Source organism: Micromonospora sp. CNZ309, from assembly GCF_002846525.1.
Genome location: NZ_PJNG01000001.1, coordinates 1,612,747 through 1,630,173 on the forward strand (window position 1 = coordinate 1,612,747; position 17,427 = coordinate 1,630,173).

At 74.7% G+C, this 17,427-nt stretch carries 17 protein-coding genes; 9 read left to right on the forward strand and 8 right to left on the reverse strand.

Going from position 1 to position 17,427, the window contains the following annotated elements:
• Positions 1-23: 23 nt before the first annotated feature.
• The 6 genes from CLT72_RS06500 to CLT72_RS06525 all read right to left on the reverse strand — a co-directional run bounded on the left by CLT72_RS06500 (position 24) and on the right by CLT72_RS06525 (position 7,671).
• The gene (locus tag CLT72_RS06500) at positions 24-638 is read right to left on the reverse strand and encodes a GNAT family N-acetyltransferase (protein ID WP_101414980.1); all 615 of its coding nucleotides are present in this window, start codon (positions 636-638) and stop codon (positions 24-26) included.
• A gap of 89 nt (positions 639-727) precedes the next feature.
• Positions 728-1,597 carry a carbohydrate ABC transporter permease gene (locus CLT72_RS06505; protein ID WP_101414981.1) on the reverse strand — a complete coding sequence of 290 codons (870 nt, stop codon included), beginning with the start codon at positions 1,595-1,597 and terminating at the stop codon, positions 728-730.
• 38 nt (positions 1,598-1,635) lie between these two features.
• Complete coding sequence (locus CLT72_RS06510; protein WP_101409984.1) at positions 1,636-2,676, reverse strand: ABC transporter ATP-binding protein; 1,041 nt, start codon at positions 2,674-2,676, stop codon at positions 1,636-1,638.
• Positions 2,673-3,995, reverse strand: a complete 1,323-nt coding sequence (locus CLT72_RS06515; protein WP_101409986.1) for an ABC transporter substrate-binding protein — start codon at positions 3,993-3,995, stop codon at positions 2,673-2,675. The genes CLT72_RS06510 and CLT72_RS06515 overlap by 4 nt, the downstream gene beginning before the upstream one ends.
• Positions 3,996-3,997: 2 nt before the next feature.
• Positions 3,998-4,852 (reverse strand): carbohydrate ABC transporter permease, encoded by an 855-nt coding sequence (locus CLT72_RS06520; RefSeq protein ID WP_101414982.1) that lies wholly within the window; start codon positions 4,850-4,852, stop codon positions 3,998-4,000.
• A gap of 26 nt (positions 4,853-4,878) precedes the next feature.
• On the reverse strand, positions 4,879-7,671 hold the full coding sequence (locus CLT72_RS06525; RefSeq protein ID WP_101409988.1) for a beta propeller repeat protein: 2,793 nt from the start codon (positions 7,669-7,671) through the stop codon (positions 4,879-4,881).
• Between the two features lie 171 nt (positions 7,672-7,842).
• Here CLT72_RS06525 and CLT72_RS06530 point away from each other — a divergent pair, with 171 nt between their 5' ends.
• The 4 genes from CLT72_RS06530 (at position 7,843) to CLT72_RS06545 (ending at position 10,394) form a co-directional block, all read left to right on the forward strand.
• Entirely contained in the window at positions 7,843-8,655 is an 813-nt protein-coding gene (locus tag CLT72_RS06530) for an SDR family oxidoreductase (protein WP_101409990.1), read from the forward strand.
• A 240-nt stretch (positions 8,656-8,895) separates the two neighbouring features.
• Entirely contained in the window at positions 8,896-9,732 is an 837-nt protein-coding gene (locus CLT72_RS06535) for a pentapeptide repeat-containing protein (RefSeq protein WP_101409992.1), read from the forward strand.
• 82 nt (positions 9,733-9,814) lie between these two features.
• Positions 9,815-10,051: a preprotein translocase YidC gene (locus CLT72_RS06540; RefSeq protein ID WP_101409994.1), complete on the forward strand. Its 237-nt coding sequence runs from the start codon at positions 9,815-9,817 to the stop codon at positions 10,049-10,051.
• A gap of 112 nt (positions 10,052-10,163) precedes the next feature.
• On the forward strand, positions 10,164-10,394 hold the full coding sequence (locus CLT72_RS06545) for a hypothetical protein (RefSeq protein WP_101409996.1): 231 nt from the start codon (positions 10,164-10,166) through the stop codon (positions 10,392-10,394).
• A gap of 24 nt (positions 10,395-10,418) precedes the next feature.
• Here CLT72_RS06545 and rnhA read toward each other — a convergent pair whose 3' ends face one another.
• Positions 10,419-10,898, reverse strand: coding sequence for a ribonuclease HI (gene rnhA, locus CLT72_RS06550; RefSeq protein ID WP_101409998.1), 480 nt, complete (start codon positions 10,896-10,898; stop codon positions 10,419-10,421).
• 108 nt (positions 10,899-11,006) lie between these two features.
• On the opposite strand from rnhA, the gene CLT72_RS06555 reads away from it, so the two are divergent.
• Positions 11,007-12,110 (forward strand): serine hydrolase domain-containing protein, encoded by a 1,104-nt coding sequence (locus CLT72_RS06555; RefSeq protein ID WP_101410000.1) that lies wholly within the window; start codon positions 11,007-11,009, stop codon positions 12,108-12,110.
• Between the two features lie 12 nt (positions 12,111-12,122).
• On the opposite strand, the gene CLT72_RS06560 is transcribed toward CLT72_RS06555, so the two are convergent.
• Positions 12,123-13,373, reverse strand: coding sequence for a lycopene cyclase family protein (locus CLT72_RS06560; protein ID WP_101414983.1), 1,251 nt, complete (start codon positions 13,371-13,373; stop codon positions 12,123-12,125).
• Positions 13,374-13,515: 142 nt separating this feature from the next.
• Here CLT72_RS06560 and CLT72_RS06565 point away from each other — a divergent pair, with 142 nt between their 5' ends.
• From CLT72_RS06565 to CLT72_RS06580, 4 genes are all read left to right on the forward strand, one after another.
• The gene (locus tag CLT72_RS06565) at positions 13,516-14,598 is read left to right on the forward strand and encodes an ArsR/SmtB family transcription factor (RefSeq protein ID WP_250101911.1); all 1,083 of its coding nucleotides are present in this window, start codon (positions 13,516-13,518) and stop codon (positions 14,596-14,598) included.
• A 434-nt stretch (positions 14,599-15,032) separates the two neighbouring features.
• Positions 15,033-15,521, forward strand: coding sequence for a hypothetical protein (locus CLT72_RS06570; protein ID WP_101410002.1), 489 nt, complete (start codon positions 15,033-15,035; stop codon positions 15,519-15,521).
• Between the two features lie 112 nt (positions 15,522-15,633).
• Positions 15,634-16,254 carry a class F sortase gene (locus CLT72_RS06575; protein ID WP_250101910.1) on the forward strand — a complete coding sequence of 207 codons (621 nt, stop codon included), beginning with the start codon at positions 15,634-15,636 and terminating at the stop codon, positions 16,252-16,254.
• Positions 16,255-16,342: 88 nt separating this feature from the next.
• On the forward strand, positions 16,343-17,422 hold the full coding sequence (locus CLT72_RS06580) for a magnesium and cobalt transport protein CorA (protein ID WP_374208865.1): 1,080 nt from the start codon (positions 16,343-16,345) through the stop codon (positions 17,420-17,422).
• Positions 17,423-17,427: the final 5 nt, after the last annotated feature.

The following is a 17,427-nucleotide window of genomic DNA, read 5'->3' on the forward strand; positions in this document are numbered from 1 at the left end:
GCGGCTACCCGGGCCGGCGGTCCCTACACCCGCTCGCCGGCCGCCGGCCGCCGCATCGCCCAGACGTCGGGCCCGCCGTCGGGCACCCGCGCCTGGCCGGTGACGGCGAAACCGAGCCGCCGGTAGAAGCGCACGTTCGGCTCCGACGAGGTCTCCAGCACCGCCGGCAGGCCGGCCCGGTCGGCCTCGGCCAGGCCGGGCGCCAGCACCCGGGCGCCCAGCCCCCGGCCCTGGTCGGCCCGGCGCACGCCGACGGTGGCGAGCAGCGACGCCGGCTCGGCCGACCGCAGCGCGGCGCAGGCCTCGTCGGCGGCGCGCAGCGCCGGCTGCCGGTCGCCGGCCAGCTCGGCGTTGCGGGCCGCGACGGCGGCCCAGACCTCGTCCGGCACCGGCCGGTCCGGGGGCAGCCAGACCGCCACCGCCGCCAGCCGGCCGGCGGGGTCCACCGCCGCCCAGACGTCGCCGTAGGGCAGCCCGACGGCGGCGACGGTGCCGGCGAACATCGCCGCCAGCCGCTCCCGGTGCCGCTCGGCCGCCACCGTCCAGGCCGTCCACGGGTACCCGTCGAAGGCGTCGGCGAGCACGTCGGCCGCCTCGGCGGTCGACTCCGGCCCGATGCGGCGTACCTCGAACTCCATGCCGTCCTCCTCGCGCGCCGCCACCCGCGTCGGCGCAGTGCGCGATCATGCCACGGCCCCCGGGGCCGGCGCCCGCGGTTATCGGGGCGTCAGAGCCGGTAGAACGCCCGGTAGCGGCGGATCAGCCGCCACTGCACCAGCACCGCCGCCACGGTCAGCAGGATCATCACCAGGGTCGCGGCGGCCGCGTAGCCGTAGCGCAGGTACTCGAAGCCGGTGCGGTAGACGAACAGCGACAGGTAGGTGGTGGCGTACGGGGGCGGGCCGCCGTCGGTCACCACGAACGCCGGCACGAAGGAGAAGTGCAGGCTCTGGATGGCGTCGCGCACCGCCAGCAGCGCCAGCGCGGGCGCCATCAGCGGCAGCGTGACCCGGCGGAACACGTCCCAGCCGGTGGCGTCCTCGATCGCCGCCATCTCGTAGACGTCGCGGGGCAGCGCGCGGCGGGCGGCCAGCAGCACCACGAAGGTCTCGCCGATGGTGAACAGGCTCATCCCGATGATCGCCGCCCGGGCGTCGGTGGGGTCGGTGAGCCACTGCGGCGGGGTGCGCCCCAGCGCGGTCAGGCCGTTCTCCCCGCCCGTGCGCAGCAGCTGGTTGATCGGGCCGTAGAGGGGGTTGAGCAGCCAGAGCCAGAGCAGCCCGTAGGCGATCTCCGGCACCGCGGTCGGCAGCACGGCCGCGGTGCGGGCGCTGCCGACGCCGAACGCTCGGCGGTGCAGCAGCAGCGCCAGGCCGAGGGCGAGCAGCATCCGCAGCGGTACGGCCACCAGCGCGAAGACCAGCGAGTTGGTCAGCGACACCCGGAACACCGGGTCGTCGGCCAGCGCCGCGAGATTGTCCAGCCCCACCCAGCGGGGCGGGCGCAGCAGGTCGTACTCGGTGAACGCCAGCGCCAGGGTGACGGCGGCGGGCAGCAGCACCAGCCCGACCAGCCCCACCAGGTACGGCGTCAGCATCAGCGTCAACTGCCGGCGCGAGCGGCGGTCGGGGCTCGTCACGGGGCGTACCGGCGGCCGGAGGCGGCGTGGAAGACGTGCGCGTCGGCCCAGCGCACGCCGACGCGTACCGCCTCGCCCTTGCCGGGCCGGCGGGCGGCGGGCACCCGGGCGACGATCCGGTGCCCGCCGGCGAGGGTCAGGTACGCGTACGCGTCCTCGCCAACCACCTCGATCCGCTCGACGGTGGCGTCCGTGCCCTCGGCGGCGTCGAGGGCGACCGCCTCGGGACGGAAGCCGATCTCCATACCGTCGTGGTCGGCACCCGGGGCCGGGGCGCCGTCGGGGCGCAGCGGACCGTCGGCCGGGAGCAGGTTCATCGCCGGGGAACCGACGAAGCGGGCCACGAAGGTGGTGGCCGGGGTACGCCAGATCTCGTCGGGGGTACCGACCTGCTCGATGCGCCCGTCGCGCAGCACGGCGATCCGGTCGGCCAGTACCAGCGCCTCGGTCTGGTCGTGGGTGACGTGCACCATCGTCGCGCCCAGCCGGTCGTGCAGGGCGCGCAGCTCGGCGCGCATCTGCACCCGCAGCGCCTGGTCGAGGTTGGACAGCGGCTCGTCGAGCAGGAACACGTCCGGCTCGCGCACCAGCGCCCGGGCCAGTGCCACCCGCTGCCGTTCGCCGCCGGAGAGCTGCGCGGGCCGCCGGTCCAGCAGCCCGGCGCAGCCGACCGTCTCGGCCGCCGCGCGGGCCCGCTCGCGGGCCGCCGTGCGGGGCGTGTCGCGCACCTCCAGGCCGAACGCGATGTTCTCGGCGACGCTCAGGTGCGGAAAGAGCGCGTACGACTGGAACACCATCGACACGTTGCGCCGGCCGGGGCGCTCGGCGGTGACGTCGCGGCCGGCGATGCGGACGCGGCCGGCGGTGACCGGCTCCAGGCCGGCGACGACCCGCAGCACGGTCGACTTGCCGGCGCCCGACGGGCCGAGCACCACCAGCAGCTCGCCCCGGGCGACGGCCAGGTCCACCTCGTGCAGCACGGTCGCGCTCCGGTACGCGGCCGAGACCCCGGCCAGGGCCAGGCCCGGGTCGCTCACCCGTGCTCCCCGCGGGCGAAGATCGGGCGGGTCTGCCGGTCGAGTTCGCGGATCACGTCGTCGAGCCGGTCGCCCCGGTGCATGGCGTTCTCCAGGATGCCGTAGGTGACGTCCTCGATCTCCGGCCAGGTGGAGACGGTCGGCAGCGCCCGGACGGTGGGGATGGCGTCGAGGAAGACCTTCGCGCTGCGCGGCGGCTGGGCAGGGCCGAGGAACGCCGGGGACTGCGACACCCCGATGTGCGACGGGACGGTACGCCCGGTGGCCGCGACGATCCGCTGCCCCTCCTCGGCGATGGCGAACTCCAGGAACCGCCACGCGGCGTCCTTGTGCTTCGCGCCCCGCGTCATGCAGTACGCGTCGGAGTGCAGCACGCCGACCTGCTCCCTGTAGACGGGCAGCGGGGCGACGTCCCACTCGAAGCCGGTGATCGAGCGGAACGTGGTGGTGGAGCGGCGGGAACTCATCAGCATGGCGAGCCGGCCGTTGGCGAAGCGCGACTCGTCGTCCTCGGCCTCCACCTCCTCGTCGGTGGGCACCACCCCGTACGCCAGCCGCAGGTCGACGAGGTTCTTCAGCGCCTCGCGGGCGGCCGGGCCGTCCAGGGTGAGCCGGGTCGGCCTCGCCGGGTCGTCGACGATCTCGCCGCCGCCGGACCAGACGAACGGGGCGAGCCGGATGATCGACGGCTCGACGCCGAGGCCGTGCACGGCCGGGCGCAGCGCCGCGCCCTCGCTCTCGGTGGCCTTGACCACCACGCCGCGGGAGTCGCGGGTCATCGCGGTCGCGGTGGCGACCAGGTCGTTCCAGGTCCAGCCGGCCCTCGGCTCGGGCACGCCGTACTTCGTGAACAGGGTGCGGTTGTAGTAGACGGCCAGGCTGGAGACGTTCTGCGGCAGGCAGAGCTGCCGGTCCTGCCAGCGGAAGGCGTTCCAGGCCACCGGGTAGTAGTCGGCCGGGTCGACGGCCGCCGAGGCGGCCAGCCGGTCGTCCAAAGGCTCGATGACGTCCTTGGCGGCGAACTGGCCGTAGAAGCGGTAGTTCATCAGGAACAGATCCGGCGGGGCGCCGCCGGCCACCGAGGTGGCCAGCCGGGCCAGCAGGTCCTTGCGGTCGCTGGCCTCGACGAGCTGCACGTCGGCGCCGGGGCGGGCCTTCTCGTACGCCTCGACGAGAGTGCGGTAGGCGGCGAGTTCCTCGGGGGCGCCGAAGACCAGCAGCCGCACCGGGCCGTCGGCGGACGACCCGGCGCCGGAGCCGCAGCCGGTGGCGGCCAGCACGGCGGTGAGCAGCAGCGCGAGCAGCGCCTTCGGTCGCATCGTCAGTCCCGTCCCGTCGGGTCGTCGTGGTGGAGGAAGCGCCGCTGGGCGAGCACGAAGACGGCCAGCGCCGGCACCGTGGCCAGCACCGCGCCGGCCAGGAACACCGGGAAGTTCGTCGGGTCCAGCACCGACAGGGAGCGCAGCGCCAACGGCAGGGTGAACAGGTCGCGGTCGTAGACGTAGACCAGCGGGTCGAGGAAGTTCGACCAGGTGAGCACGAAGGTCAGCGCGGTGAGGCCGGCGGTGACCGGGCGCACCAGCGGCAGGGCCACCCGCCACCAGGTGCGCAGCGGCGAGAGGTCCGCCACCAGGCAGGCGTCGTAGAGGTCGGCCGGCAGCGCCCGGAACGCCAGGTGGTAGACCAGGACGTAGAGCGGCGAGGTGCCCAGCAGCGCCGGGGCGATCAGCGGCACCAGGGTGTCGGTCAGGCCGAGCGCCCGGAAGATCGCGAAGCGGGGCACGAGCAGCGCCGTGGCCGGCACCATCAGCGCCACCAGGGAGGCCGCCACGACCACGCCGGTGGCGCGCGGGGCGATCCGGGTCAGCGCGAAGCCCGCCAGGGAGGCGACGAGCACGCTCAGCGGCACGGCGACGACCGCGACCAGGACCGAGTTGAGCGAGGCCCGCAGCAGCCCGCCCAGCTCGACGGCCTGCTGGTAGCCGGTGGTGGACACCGGCTCCGGCACGAGCTGCGGGGTGGGCGGCGGCGGCAGGCCCGGCTCGGTGAGCGAACCGGAGACCAGCAGCAGCAACGGCGGCACGAAGACGAGCAGGACGAAGGCCGCGCCGAGGGTACGCCAGGCGCGGCCGGCCGCCGCGGGCAGCGGTGAGGGGCCGCGCGCGCGGCCCCTCACCGTGTCGTTGCCGATGGTCACCTGCCTCAGAGCGTGAGCTGCCAGGCGCCGAGGCCGTGCGAGGCGGCGTAGAGCACCCGCTTGCCCGGCACGATGGTCAGCCCGGCGACCTCCACGTTCGGCATGCCCCGGGCCGCCTTCACCCAGGTCGTGGCACCCTTGGCCAGCCGCAGCACGCCGAAGTCGGTGGCCGCGTAGAGGGTGCCCGTGACGTCGTCGCGGACCAGGTCGGTGATCGGCTGGTCGCCGAAGTCGTACGACCGGTCGGTCCAGGTCGCACCCGCGCCCGCGAGCCGCACCTCGAACGCGTGCCCCAGGGTGGCCGGGGTGTTCGAGTTGAACCCGCTGTAGGAGATCCACGCCCGGGCCGGGTCGGCCGGGTCGACGTGGACGCTCGTGACGAAGCGGTTCGGCGTGGCGGCGGTGTCGATACGCGTCCAGGTGACCGCCGACGCCGGCTCGGCGTCGACGTTGCGGGACACGAAGACCCGGCCGGTGCTGGTGGCCGCGTACGCCGTGGACGAGTCGGAGGCGACGCGCTCGACGACCGAGACGGCGCCGCCGGCCCGGTCGCCCCACGCGGCGTCGGTCAGGTTGACCGTGCCCAGTGGCGCGAAGTCGCCGCACTGCGCCTCGAAGGTGCCCGTCCAGGTGTTGCAGATCCGGTTGGCCTCGGCCAGGCTCCGGTCGCCCAGCCCGAACGTCTTCGTCCGGTAGACGGTGCGCGAGGTGCCGGCGAACATCGTGCCGCTGACCTTCGGGTCGCTGATCACCGGGGCGTAGAACAGGGTGCCCGGGTGCCCGAAGATCGGGTCCGAGATCGAGATCCAGCTGCCGGTGTCGCCGCCTGCGAAGTTCACCTCGGGCGTGGCGTCGTAGAAGGTGTGGAAGCGGAACTCCGGCCTGCCGACGTCGAAGCCGGACGCGCCGCCGTCACCGATCATCGTGTTGACCCAGCGCCGGCGCTCGCCCTTGTTCTCCCAGGTGCCGTTGTCCTGGGTGCCGCCCTGCAACAGGCGGTGGTCGTGCGGGCTGGCCGAGAGGCTGATGAACTGCAACGTGTTCATGCCCTTGTTGATGCCGTCCAGCTTCGACGGGATCTTCGACAGCATCTGCTTGCAGCGGTCCTTCTGCGCCTGCGTGGCCAGGTTGCGGTCCGGGTTGTCGCACCAGGCCGACCGGTCCACGAACTGGCCGCTGGAGCGCATCACGCCACCGTCGTTGGCCTCGAAGAACTGGTACGGGTTGCGCGGGTTCGTGACCAGGGCGTGCTGGTCGGGGTGCAGGCCGTTGGGGTGCAGCTCGTCGGTGCCGTCGAAGGTCATGTCGGTGCCGCTGACGCCGGCGTCGGTGGAGAGCACCACCGCCCGCTTGTGGGCGACGGTCTCGCCGTAGACGTACGAGCCGCCCGTGTAGACGATGTCGGGGTGCCCGGCCGGGGTGTGCACGAACACGTCGTACCAGCACTGGCCGGTGCACTGGTTGTAGGTGGCGTAGCCCGGGTCGGCCGGGTTGGCGCTGGTCAGGTCGGCGAACGCGGGGGCGCCGCCGGCCACGTCGTCGCTGCGGAACAGCCGCGAGTACGGGTTGCCGAGGTTGCCCTCGTAGACGTACATGCGGGTCTTGCCGTTCGGCAGGGCGGTCACGTCGATCGCGGCCCGGGTCTGGAAGACCGCCGGGTTCAGCGACGGCTTGATCTGCGTCCAGGTGGCGCCGGCGTCCGCGGAGCGCCAGACCCCCCGGGCGTACGAGGAGGCGTAGACGGTGTTCGCGTCGCGCGGGTCGAGCTTGACGTAGCGCACGCCGCGCGGCGAGCACGTGGCCGTGTTGTTGTATTCGGCGGCGCTGCCCGTGCACTGGGTGGCGTCGGCCGAGCCGTTGTGGATGAACTTCCAGTTCGCGCCGCCGTCGGTGGACTTGTAGAGGCCCCACTTCTCGGCGTCGGGCACGGGCCGGGTGACGCCCGTGCAGCAGGAGCTGGACATGCCGCGCAGGGCGGTGGTGGTGGCGACGTAGAGCGTCTTCGGGTCGCCCGGCTTGACGGTGATCTCGCCGATGCCCTTGCCGGCGAGGGCGTCCTTGCCCAGCGGTCCCTTCCAGGTGACGCCGCCGTTGGTCGACTTGTAGAGCCCGACGCCGGCGACGCAGCCGGAGGCGCAGGTGTTGGCTTCACCGGTGCCGACGTAGATGGTGAGCCCCGTCTTGTCGTTGCGGTCGATCTTGACCGAGCCGGCCGCGTTGATGCCCAGCGGCCCACCCAGGTAGAACCACTTGGGCTCGGCCGCGAGGATGTTCAGGGTGCCCCAGACGCCGCCGCCGGCCGGCGTGACGTACGCCCGGCAGAGCAGGGCGTTGCAGTCCGGGGCGATGTCGATGGAGGTGACCCGGCCGCCCGCGACGTACGCGTTCGGCACGTAGTTGGAGGCGTTGCGGAACTCGGTGAACGGGTAGAGGGCCTCGCTCGGGCCGATGTTCGTCCAGCCGCGGGTGCCGCCGGCGCGTCGCTCGGCGGCGGCGTACGCCGACTTGGAGCGGTCGACCTGGGCGATGCTGATCGTGTTGGCGGGGTACGCCCGCTCCAGGAACTCCTGCTGCGCGGCGTTGCCGGGCCCGTCCGGCGACATGCCGTCGCTGCCCGGCACGGCCTGGCGCAGCCGTTCCATGTGGGCGCCGAGCGCCCCCGGCATCTCCCCGTCGCCGGCCGCGGCGGCGGGGGCCGGCACCTCGGCGCCGGCGAAGTGGATTCCGATGAGACCGGTCGACGCCACCAGGGCACCGACCGCCAGTCCTGCGAGCAGATGGCGACGTCTGCGCTTCACGAGGTCCCTCCGGCAGAAGAAGGCGCCACCTCAGTGCGGCCCTCCGGATTGGCGACCGTCGCTGGCAGCGTCCACGGTGGAGAATGTCAGAGCGCATCGACGCAGACAATCCCCTGCATGGACGGGTATCGACGCATGGTTGCATTCGCATGGAACGGGTAGTGCGCCGACATGCCATCGCGTTACGAGAACTATCCGAGGATCGCCATCGTCACGGGCGCCGATTCCGGCATCGGCCGGGCCTGCGCCGTCGCCCTCGCCGGGGCCGGCTTCGACGTCGGCGTCACCTGGCACCGCGACGTCGGGGGCGCCGAGCGGACCGCCGCCGAGGTACGCGCCACCGGGCGGCGCTGCGAGGTCGCCCACCTGGACCTGACCCGGCTGCCGGGGGCCGACGCGGTCGTCGACGAGCTGGCCGACCGCCTCGGTGGCCTCGGCGTACTCGTCAACAACGCCGGCACCGGGGCGTCCACACCGTTCGTCGACACCGGCTGGGAGCAGTGGCGCGAGGTGCTCTCCGTCGACCTCGACGGGCCGTTCCTGTGCGGGCAGCGGGCCGCCCGGCGGATGCGCGCCGCGGGACTGGGCGGCCGGATCGTCAACATCACCAGCGTGCACGAGCACGCGCCCCGGGTCGGCTCGGCCGCGTACTGCGCCGCGAAGGGCGGGCTCGGCCTGCTGACCAGGGTGATGGCGCAGGAACTGGCGGCGGACGGGATCACCGTCAACGCGGTCGCTCCGGGTGAGATCGCCACCCCGATGACCGGCCAGGAGGACGTCGACCCGTTCACGCAGGAACGCCCCGGGGTGCCGGTCGGGCGCCCGGGGGACGCGCGGGAGGTGGCCGCCGTGGTCGCGCTGCTCGCCTCGCCCGCCGCCGCGTACGTCACGGGCGCGTCCTGGCCGGTCGATGGCGGCATGCTGATGATGGGCCCGCAGGCCAACGCGCTGGAGTCGCACGACTGGCGTTCGGTGGAGGGCTGAGCGCAGGCGTGGCCCCGCCGAACGCCAGCCGGTGCGCCACGGCCCCACCGCGCCCGGTGTGGCCACGATGACCGTGCGCCGCGACTCCCCCCGCGCCCGGGGCGTGGGCCGCGCACCCTGCGACCCGGTGGCCCTCGCGGGGGCGGGACAATGGGAGTCCCCGCCCGCGAGGCCGCCGGCGGGAGACCCCCGAACGGCAGGAGAACGGTCAGCGTGTCGGAAACCCCCGAGGCGGCGTCGATGGCGGACGGGCTGCGCGCCGACTGCGCCCGGTGCTTCGGGCTCTGCTGCGTCGCACCGGCCTTCTCCGCGTCCGCCGACTTCGCCATCGACAAGCCCGCCGGCCAGCCCTGCCCGAACCTGCGGACCGACTCGCGCTGCGGCATCCACGCCGACCTGCGCGACCGCGGCTTTCCCGGCTGCACCGTCTTCGACTGCTTCGGCGCCGGGCAGCGGGTGGCCCAGACCACCTTCGCCGGCCGGGACTGGCGCGACGCGCCGCAGACCGCGCCGCTCATGTTCGACACGTTCGCGGTGATGCGGCCGCTGCACGAGCTGCTCTGGTATCTGACCGAGGCCCTCGCGACGCGTCCCCCGCAGCCGCTGCGCGGCGAGTTGTCCGTCGCGCTCGGCGAGACCGAGCGGCTGGCCCAGGAGCCCGCCGAGACGCTGGTGGCGCTCGACGTGGACGCGTACCGGGGGCGGGTCAATCCGCTGCTGTCGCGCGCCGGGGACGCGGCGCGGGCTCGGGGCGGCCGCCCGGGCGCGGACCGGCGGGGCGCCCAACTGTTCGGCGTCGACCTGCGCCGGGCCGACCTGCGCCGGGCGAACCTGCGCGGGGCGCTGCTGATCGGCGCCGACCTGCGCGGCGTCGACCTCGGCCTGGCCGACCTCACCGGCGCCGACCTGCGCGGGGCCGACCTGCGCGGCGCGGACCTCTCGGGGGCCCTGTTCCTGCATCAGGCACAACTCGACGCGGCCCGGGGCGACGGACGCACCGCCCTGCCGCCCGGCCGTACCCGCCCCCACCACTGGTCACCCCTGTCGCTGACCCCCCGCCGCCGCCCACCTTCATGAGGCCGGGGGCGGGCGGGTTTCGGGTGGGGGGTCGGGGGTAGGCGGGGGTCGACGGAGCGGCGGACGGGACGGGGAGGCAGCGGTGGGGTATCGGGCGCGCGACGGTGAACTGCCGGTCGACCCGGCACACGCCGAGGACGAGGCCGGCCAGGCCCGGCTGGTCCAAGTCGAGGCGGACACCGACGTCCCGGCGCCGGACGGTACGACGGACAAGCCCGACCTGGTCACCGAGGACGACGGCTCCGGCATGGCGGGCGGCGCGTCGGGCAGTTCCAGCGGCGGCTCCACCATGCCGGGCCACCCGGACGCGCCACGCTGACCGACCACGGGGCGGAGCATGACGACGTCAACCGGCAGCCGGGCGCTCGCGCGGCCGGCAGGCCCGGGAAGGACTGGCGTTTGGCCGCAGGCCACGGGGGCAGGAGTGCGGCATGACCGAACAGAAGCGTTTCGACCAGGCCGCCACCGACGAGCCGGACGGCGCGACCGCCATGCAGGCGTCGCTGCGACCACCGGGCGAGTCCCTGCACACCACCGACGACACCGGCGACGACTTCGCCGACCTGCCGGCCGAGGACCGACGCCCGGCCAGGGAGGTCAGCCGCGCCGGCTACGACGTGGACGCCGTCTCCGGCACCGCCGACCCGAGCCGTACCGAGTGATGTGACCGCCGCCCGCCGGACCGGTCAGCGTCCGGCGGGCACCGCCGTCGTGCGGGCCTCGGTCATGCCCCGGTTGGCCAGCGCGTCGGCGCGCTCGTTCTCCGGGTGACCGTTGTGCCCCTTCACCCACAGCCAGGTGACCTCGTGCCGGGCGCAGGCGGCCTCCAGCCGCTGCCACAGGTCGGCGTTCTTGACCGGCTGCTTCGCGGCCGTACGCCACCCGTTGCGCTTCCACGACGCCAACCAGCTCGTGATGCCGTTGCGCACGTACGTGCTGTCGGTGTGCAGCTCGACGGTGACGGAGCGGGTCAGGCTCTCCAGGGCCTGGATGGCCGCCATCAGCTCCATCCGGTTGTTGGTGGTGGGGGTCGCCTCGCCCCCGCACAGCTCCCGTTCGTGCGCGCCGTAGCGCAGCACCACGCCCCACCCGCCGGGGCCGGGGTTGCCGCTGCACGCGCCGTCGGTCCAGATCTGCACGACCCTGCCGGTCGCCTCGTCCACCATGGCGGCAACCTACCGAACCGGCGTCGCCGGCCCTGCTGTCGGGGGCGCGGCGTGGCCGACGGAAAATGGGTGTGATCCGCCACCCGGTCGCTGGCAGGATGGCCTCCCGTGACGGGGAGCTGGGACGGCCTGCGGGCCGAGGTACGCGCGCGGATCGACGAGTTGGTGGCCACCGGCCGGGAGGACGGCGTGCAGGTGGCCGCGTACCTGCACGGGACGCAGGTGGTGGACGAGGTGGCGGGCGTGGCCGACCGCGCCACGGGCCGCCCGCTCACCTCCGGCACGCCGATCTGGAGCGCGTCGACCGGCAAGGGGCTCACCACGACCGTGGTGCACGTGCTCGCCGAGCGGGGCGTGCTCGACTACGACCTGCGCGTCGCCGAGGTGTGGCCGGAGTTCGCCCGCCACGGCAAGGGCGGCGTCACCCTGCGGCACGTGCTGACCCACACGGCGGGCGTGCCCGCGTTGCCGCCCGACGTCACCGTCGCCGACGCCGGCGACTGGGACCGGATGTGCGGGATCGTCGCCGACAGCGTGCCCCTCTGGGCTCCGGGCGACGTGCTCGCGTACCACGCCTGGACCTTCGGCTGGCTGGTCGGCGAGGTGGTCCGGCGGGTCACCGGCCGACGGATCTCGCGGGTGCTCGCCGAGGACGTCGCCGGGCCGCTCGGCGTACCCGGCGAGCTGTTCCTCGGGGTGCCCGAGGCCGATCTGGACCGGCTGGCCCCGGTCGCCGACCGCAACCTGTCGGCGATGCTGGAGTGGGCCGCCGCCAACCTGCCGAACTTCGACCGGGTCGCCCCGCCCGGCCTCCGGCCGGACGCCTCCGTCGGCACCCGACCAGGGTTCCTCCGCGCCGACGTCCCGGCCACCGGCACGATGTCCGCCCGGGCCGTGGCCCGGATGTTCGCCGCGCTGATCGGCGAGGTCGACGGCGTACGCCTGATCCCGCCCGCGCGGCTGCGGGAGGTCGGTGCCGTGGCGGTGCGCGGCACGGAGTGGGTCTTCGGTCAGGAGGCGAGCTTCGGCCTGGGATACGCGGTCGACCCGGACGGGGCGTTCGGCTGCGCGGGCAGCGGCGGCAGCCTCGCGTACGCCTATCCGGAGCTCGGCCTGACCGTGGCCGCGACGAAGACGCTGCTCAGCGCGGGCGACGGCGACCCGATGGAGGAGCTGCGCGTCCTCGTCCGCGACGCCGTCCGCGCCGGCTGAGGCGGCGGGCGCTCAGCCGTCGGCGTCGGCCCGGCCCCCGACGACCGGTCGCGGGACCGTCCACGTCGCGGCGCGGCGGGCCGGATCGACGCGGTCGCGCAGCCGGGCCGCGGCGTCGCCCACCGTGGCGGCGACCATCGGCGCCAGCCGGGTGGAACTCATCAGCGCCAGCTCCTCCGCCGGGCTGGTGGCGCCGTCGAGGAACCGCAGCACCCGCTCGGCGGGATTGCGCTCGAAGAGCCGACCGAAGAAGTCCGGCCCGCCGACGCCGCCGGCGTCCAGCGCCCGCAGGGCGACCGCGTCCATCCAGCGGTGCCGACGGGGGTACGCGGGGCCGGGCACCGGCGGGCGGCCGGCGGCGAGGGCACGGCCGACCTGCTCGGCCTGGCGGTGCATGGCGGAGAAGGTGAAGCCGGTGGACGGTCGGGTGGCGCCGCCGGCCGTGCCGAGGCGGACCACCCGGGGTGAGGGCCGGGCCTCGAACGGCCCGTCGGTCATCGGGATCACCCCGTTCTCCACCTCGCGGACGGTGAGCCCGGCCGGGTCGAGGCCGAGCAGGTCCCGGTAGCCCGCCAGGGCCGCGTCGTAGCCGGCGTCGGTGAGCAGGTCGGGGCCGAACTCGGTGTACTCCACCAGGGCGTACCGGTCGCTGACCGGCAGGACGTAGCCGAACGACACGCCCCGGGCGGGCTGCGGGGTGCGGAAGTCCATCAGGACGGCCCGTGCCGGGTCGAAGACCGGCGCGTCGGACTCCAGCCACCAGCCCCGGAAGTGCTGGAGCCAGTTGGTGCGCCCGGGTCGCCGGGGCGGCCGGGGCCGGGAGTCCAGCACCCAGGACGCGCGGACGGTCGGGCCGCCCCCGCCCGTACGCACCAGCACGCGGTCGCCGTCGTCGTGCAGGGCGTCGACGGGTGCCACGATCCGCCGCACCCCGAGCCGCCGCTCGGCCTCGGCGGCCCGGTCGTAGACCGGGCCCGAGCGCAGCATGGCGTACCGCAGGGGGGCGAGGTCGAGGACGCGGCGGCCGGCGGACGTCGCCACCTCGACCTGGTGCCAGCTCGCGGCCAGCAGCGGGTCCAGGTCGCTGCCGGGCCGGTCCCAGAACGCCCAGGTCCGGTCCTGGCCGCGCCGGTGGACCGGGTCGACGACGGCGACCCGCAGGTCGCGCACGCCGTGCCGGTCCAGGGCCGCGAGGACCAGCGACGCGGCGCCGCCGCCACCGACCAGCGCCAGGTCGACGTCCAGCGGTGCGCAGGTGTTCACGCCGCCCACGCTGCCACACCGCCGGGGCCGTCCCGCCACCGACCGGCCCGGCCGCCCTCCGGCCCGCCCCTCGGGCGGCGGTAGGGTGCCAGCGGTCGCCGCCGGGCGATGGTCACCTCGCCCCTCGGAGGACGCCGCCCCCATGAGCACCGAGGCCACCAACGCGCTCACCGCCCGCTGGACGTCCGCCCTCGACGGCGGCCAGACGGTCGTCTCCGGCGCCGGCGTCTACCCGCTGGTGGGCTGCTGCACGACGACGTCGACCGCCCGGCCTGACCGCTCCTGCCGCCTGCGCCGGGTGAAGGCGGCGACACGCTGGACATGCAGCCGTCCGGTTGCCTATCCTGACCGGCAGCCGGGTGGCTGCGTGTGCGAGGTGAACAGGGTGGACGACGTGTTCCGGGCGCTGGCCGACGCGAGTCGGCGCCGACTCCTCGACGACCTCAACCGGCGCAACGGGCAGAGCCTGCGCGAGCTGTGCGCCGGGCTCGACATGACCCGGCAGTCGGTCAGCAAGCACCTGGCGGTGCTGGCGGCGGCCAACCTGGTGACCACCGTGCGACGCGGCCGGGAGAAGCTGCACTACCTCAACCCCGTCCCGATCAACGCCGTCGCCGAACGCTGGATCGACCGCTACGACCGCGAGCGGGTGCGCGCACTCGCCGACCTACGGACAGCTCTGGAGCGGGAGCCGATGGACAGTCCCACCTTCGTCTACACCACCTACGTCAACACCACCCCCGAGGAGCTCTGGGCCGCGCTGACCGAGCCGGCGTTCACCCGCCGCTACTGGGGCGGCGTCGCGCTGCGCTCCGACTGGCGGGTCGGCTCCCCCGTGCTGTGGCAGGACGAGCCGGGCGGCGAGTTCCGCGACCTCGGCCAGCGCGTCCTGGTCGCCGAGCCGTTCCGCCGGCTCTCCTACAGCTGGCACGGCTTCCAGCCCGAGCACGCCGCGCACTTCGGCTGGTCCGACGAGGAGCTGGCGGCCCGGCTCGGCGAGCGGAGGTCCCGGGTCACCTTCGACATCGCCCCGTACGGCGGGTTCGTCAAGTTGACCGTCACCCACGAGGACTTCTCCCCGGGCAGCGAGATGCACCGGGCGGTCAGCGGCCAGCTCGACGGCAGCGGCGGCTGGCCGGAGCTGCTGGCCAGCCTCAAGTCGCTGCTGGAGACCGGGGAGCCGCTGCCCGAGCCGCGCCCCGAGAGCGCCACCACGCAGGGCTGACCCGCCCCGCCCCGGCACCCGGGCCGGCACCGGCGAACCCCGTCAGTCCGGCGACCGGAACCGGCGGCGCGTCCCGCCCGGGGCACGGACGCGTCCACCCGGAGCAAACCGGTCAGGACCGGGCCGACGCGGCGGGCCGGACGCGTACGGCCCGCCGCGGGGCACGGTTCCCGAGACGGGCCGAGACGGCCCAGCCGCGACAGCACGACCCCCGGTGACATCGGCACGACCAACCCTCGCGGGTGGGCCGTGCCGGCATTTCCGCTGCTCCCTCCGCCTCCCGGGTGGACACGTGACGGCAACGAAGATTTCTCATTTTCACCGGATGGGGGCCCCAACCCTCCTAGGGTTGGTCACACCGGTGCTAGTCACGGAGTTGGCCACCCGAACGACGTCCCACGCAGTCAGCGGACGAAAAGTGAGGGAAGACGCGTATGAAGGCAAAGACAGTTCTCGTATCGGCGGCGCTCGGCGTGGGTCTCGGCACGCTCCTGCTCCCCGGCGCGGCGCTGGCCGACACCGTCGTGTCACCGGCCACCACGCCGGTCGGCGGGACGATCGTGCTCACCGCGACGACCTGCAACCCGAAGTCCGGCGACGCGATCTTCCGCGTCACCGGACCCGACCGCGACCAGAACGTCCGGTCCACCACGGCGGCGGCCGGCGGCGGGCTGAGCGCCGAACTCTTCACCGCCGGCTTCACCCTGGGCACCTACACGGTGGCCGCCACCTGCGGCGACGGCAGCGCGGCCGGCAGCGCCACGTTCACCGTCACCCCGATCGGCGGGGCCCAGGCCGGCGGGCGCGGCGGCACGGACGGAACCGGCGCGTTGGCGGCCGGCGGCGCCCTGCTCGGCTCCGCCGCGGGCGGCGCCCTGATCCTGGCCCGCCGCCGACGCCACATGGCGGCGGCCACGCTCTGACCGACGGCCCCGCGCCGTCCATCCTGGAGAACCCGTCCATCCCTGCAACGGGTGCCCGCACCGGTCACGCACCGGAGCGGGCACCCGGGCGAACGCGTACGGAGGTGGGATCGTGTCCTGGCGCAGGCCCGGCTGGGCGGTCACGGTCGTCGTCCTGCTCGCCACGACGGGGCTCGGCCTGATCGCCGCGGGGGTGGCGACGATCCCGCCCCGCCCGCCCCGGCCGGAGGCCGCCGACGCCCCCACCCGGGCCCGCTCCGCACCAGCGGTGCCGCCGCTGCACCGGGCCGAGCCGGTGGACGTGCGGATCCCGGCCATCGACGTGCGGGCGCGGATCGTCCCGGTGGGCGCCGACGCCGAGGGCCGCCTGGAGGTGCCACCGCTGGACCGGCCCGCCCTGGCCGGCTGGTACCGCCACGGCGTCAGCCCCGGCGAGAGCGGCAACGCCGTGATCGTCGGGCACGTCGACTCCGCCGCCGGCCCGGCCGTCTTCTTCGACCTCGGCCGACTGCGGGCCGGCGACACCGTACGGGTCACCCGCGCCGACGCCAGCGTCGCCACGTTCGCCGTCGACGGCGTCGGGTCGTACCCGAAGGACCGCTTCCCCACCGACCTGGTCTACGGGCCCAGCGACGTCACCGGCCTGCGGCTGATCACCTGCGGCGGCCGGTTCGACCGGGACACCGGCAGCTACGTCGACAACGTCGTCGTGTTCGCCACCCGGGTGCCGTGACCCCGGAACCACCCGAGGCGAGTACGGTGTCCGCGCGGTTGCCGGCGCGGCGGAGGGCGGACGGGTGGTTCGGCGGGTGGGAGAACGGGTGAGACTGTCCGCCGTGGTCGACCGGCTGCTCGGCCGGCGGGTGCCCGGGCAGCGCGAGCCCGAGCCCCGACGCGCCAATCCCGACGCCGTGGTCGACTGTGCGGTCTACGTGGACGGTCGGCGCGAGCCCGGCCGCCCGCACTACGCCGACGCGTACGCCCGCAGCCGCCGCGCCCGGGACGGGTTCGTCTGGCTGGGCCTGCACGAGCCGGATCCGACGGTGATGGCGGCGGTCGGGCGCACGTTCGGGCTCGACGACCTGACCGTCGAGCAGGCCCTCGCCGACGGCCACCGCCCCACGGTGCGCCGCGACGGCGACGTGACCCTGCTGGTGCTGCGCACCGCCGGTTACGTCGAGCACGCCGAGCTGACCGACACCTCCGAGGTGATCGACACCGGCGACGTGATGGTGCTGCTCGGCGACCGCTTCGCCATCACCGTGCGGCACGGCGCCGCAGGCGCGCTCACCTGCGTCCGCGCCGACGTCGAGCAGCGCCAAGCGGTGCTCGCGCAGGGCCCGTGGGCCGTCGCGTACGCCGTCTGCGACCGGATGGTCGACCTCTACCTGGAAGTCGCCGGGCACGTCGAGCGGGACCTGGAACGCATCGAGGAAGCGGTGTTCGCCCGCGACCGCTCGGCCGACATCCAGCACATCTACCAGCTCAAGCGCGAGGTGGTCGAGTTCAAGCGGGCGGTGCAGCCCCTACAGGCGCCGCTGCGCTCGCTGCTCGACCAGCGCCCCGACAACCCACCGCGTGGCCTGCACCGGTGGTTCGTCGACGTGGACGCCCGGCTGACCCGGGCGGTGGAACGGGTCGCCGCGTACGACGACCTGCTCAACTCGATCCTGCAGTCCCGGTTGGCGCAGCTCGCGGTGGACCAGAACAACGACATGCGCAAGATCGCGGCGTGGGCCGCCATCGCCGCCACCCAGACCGGCATCGCCGGGATCTACGGCATGAACTTCGCCGTCATGCCGGAGCTGCAATGGCGCTACGGCTACCCCGCCGCACTCGGCCTGATGGCGCTGGCCGCGTTCACCCTGCACCGCCTCTTCCGCCGCTCGGGCTGGCTCTGAGCGCG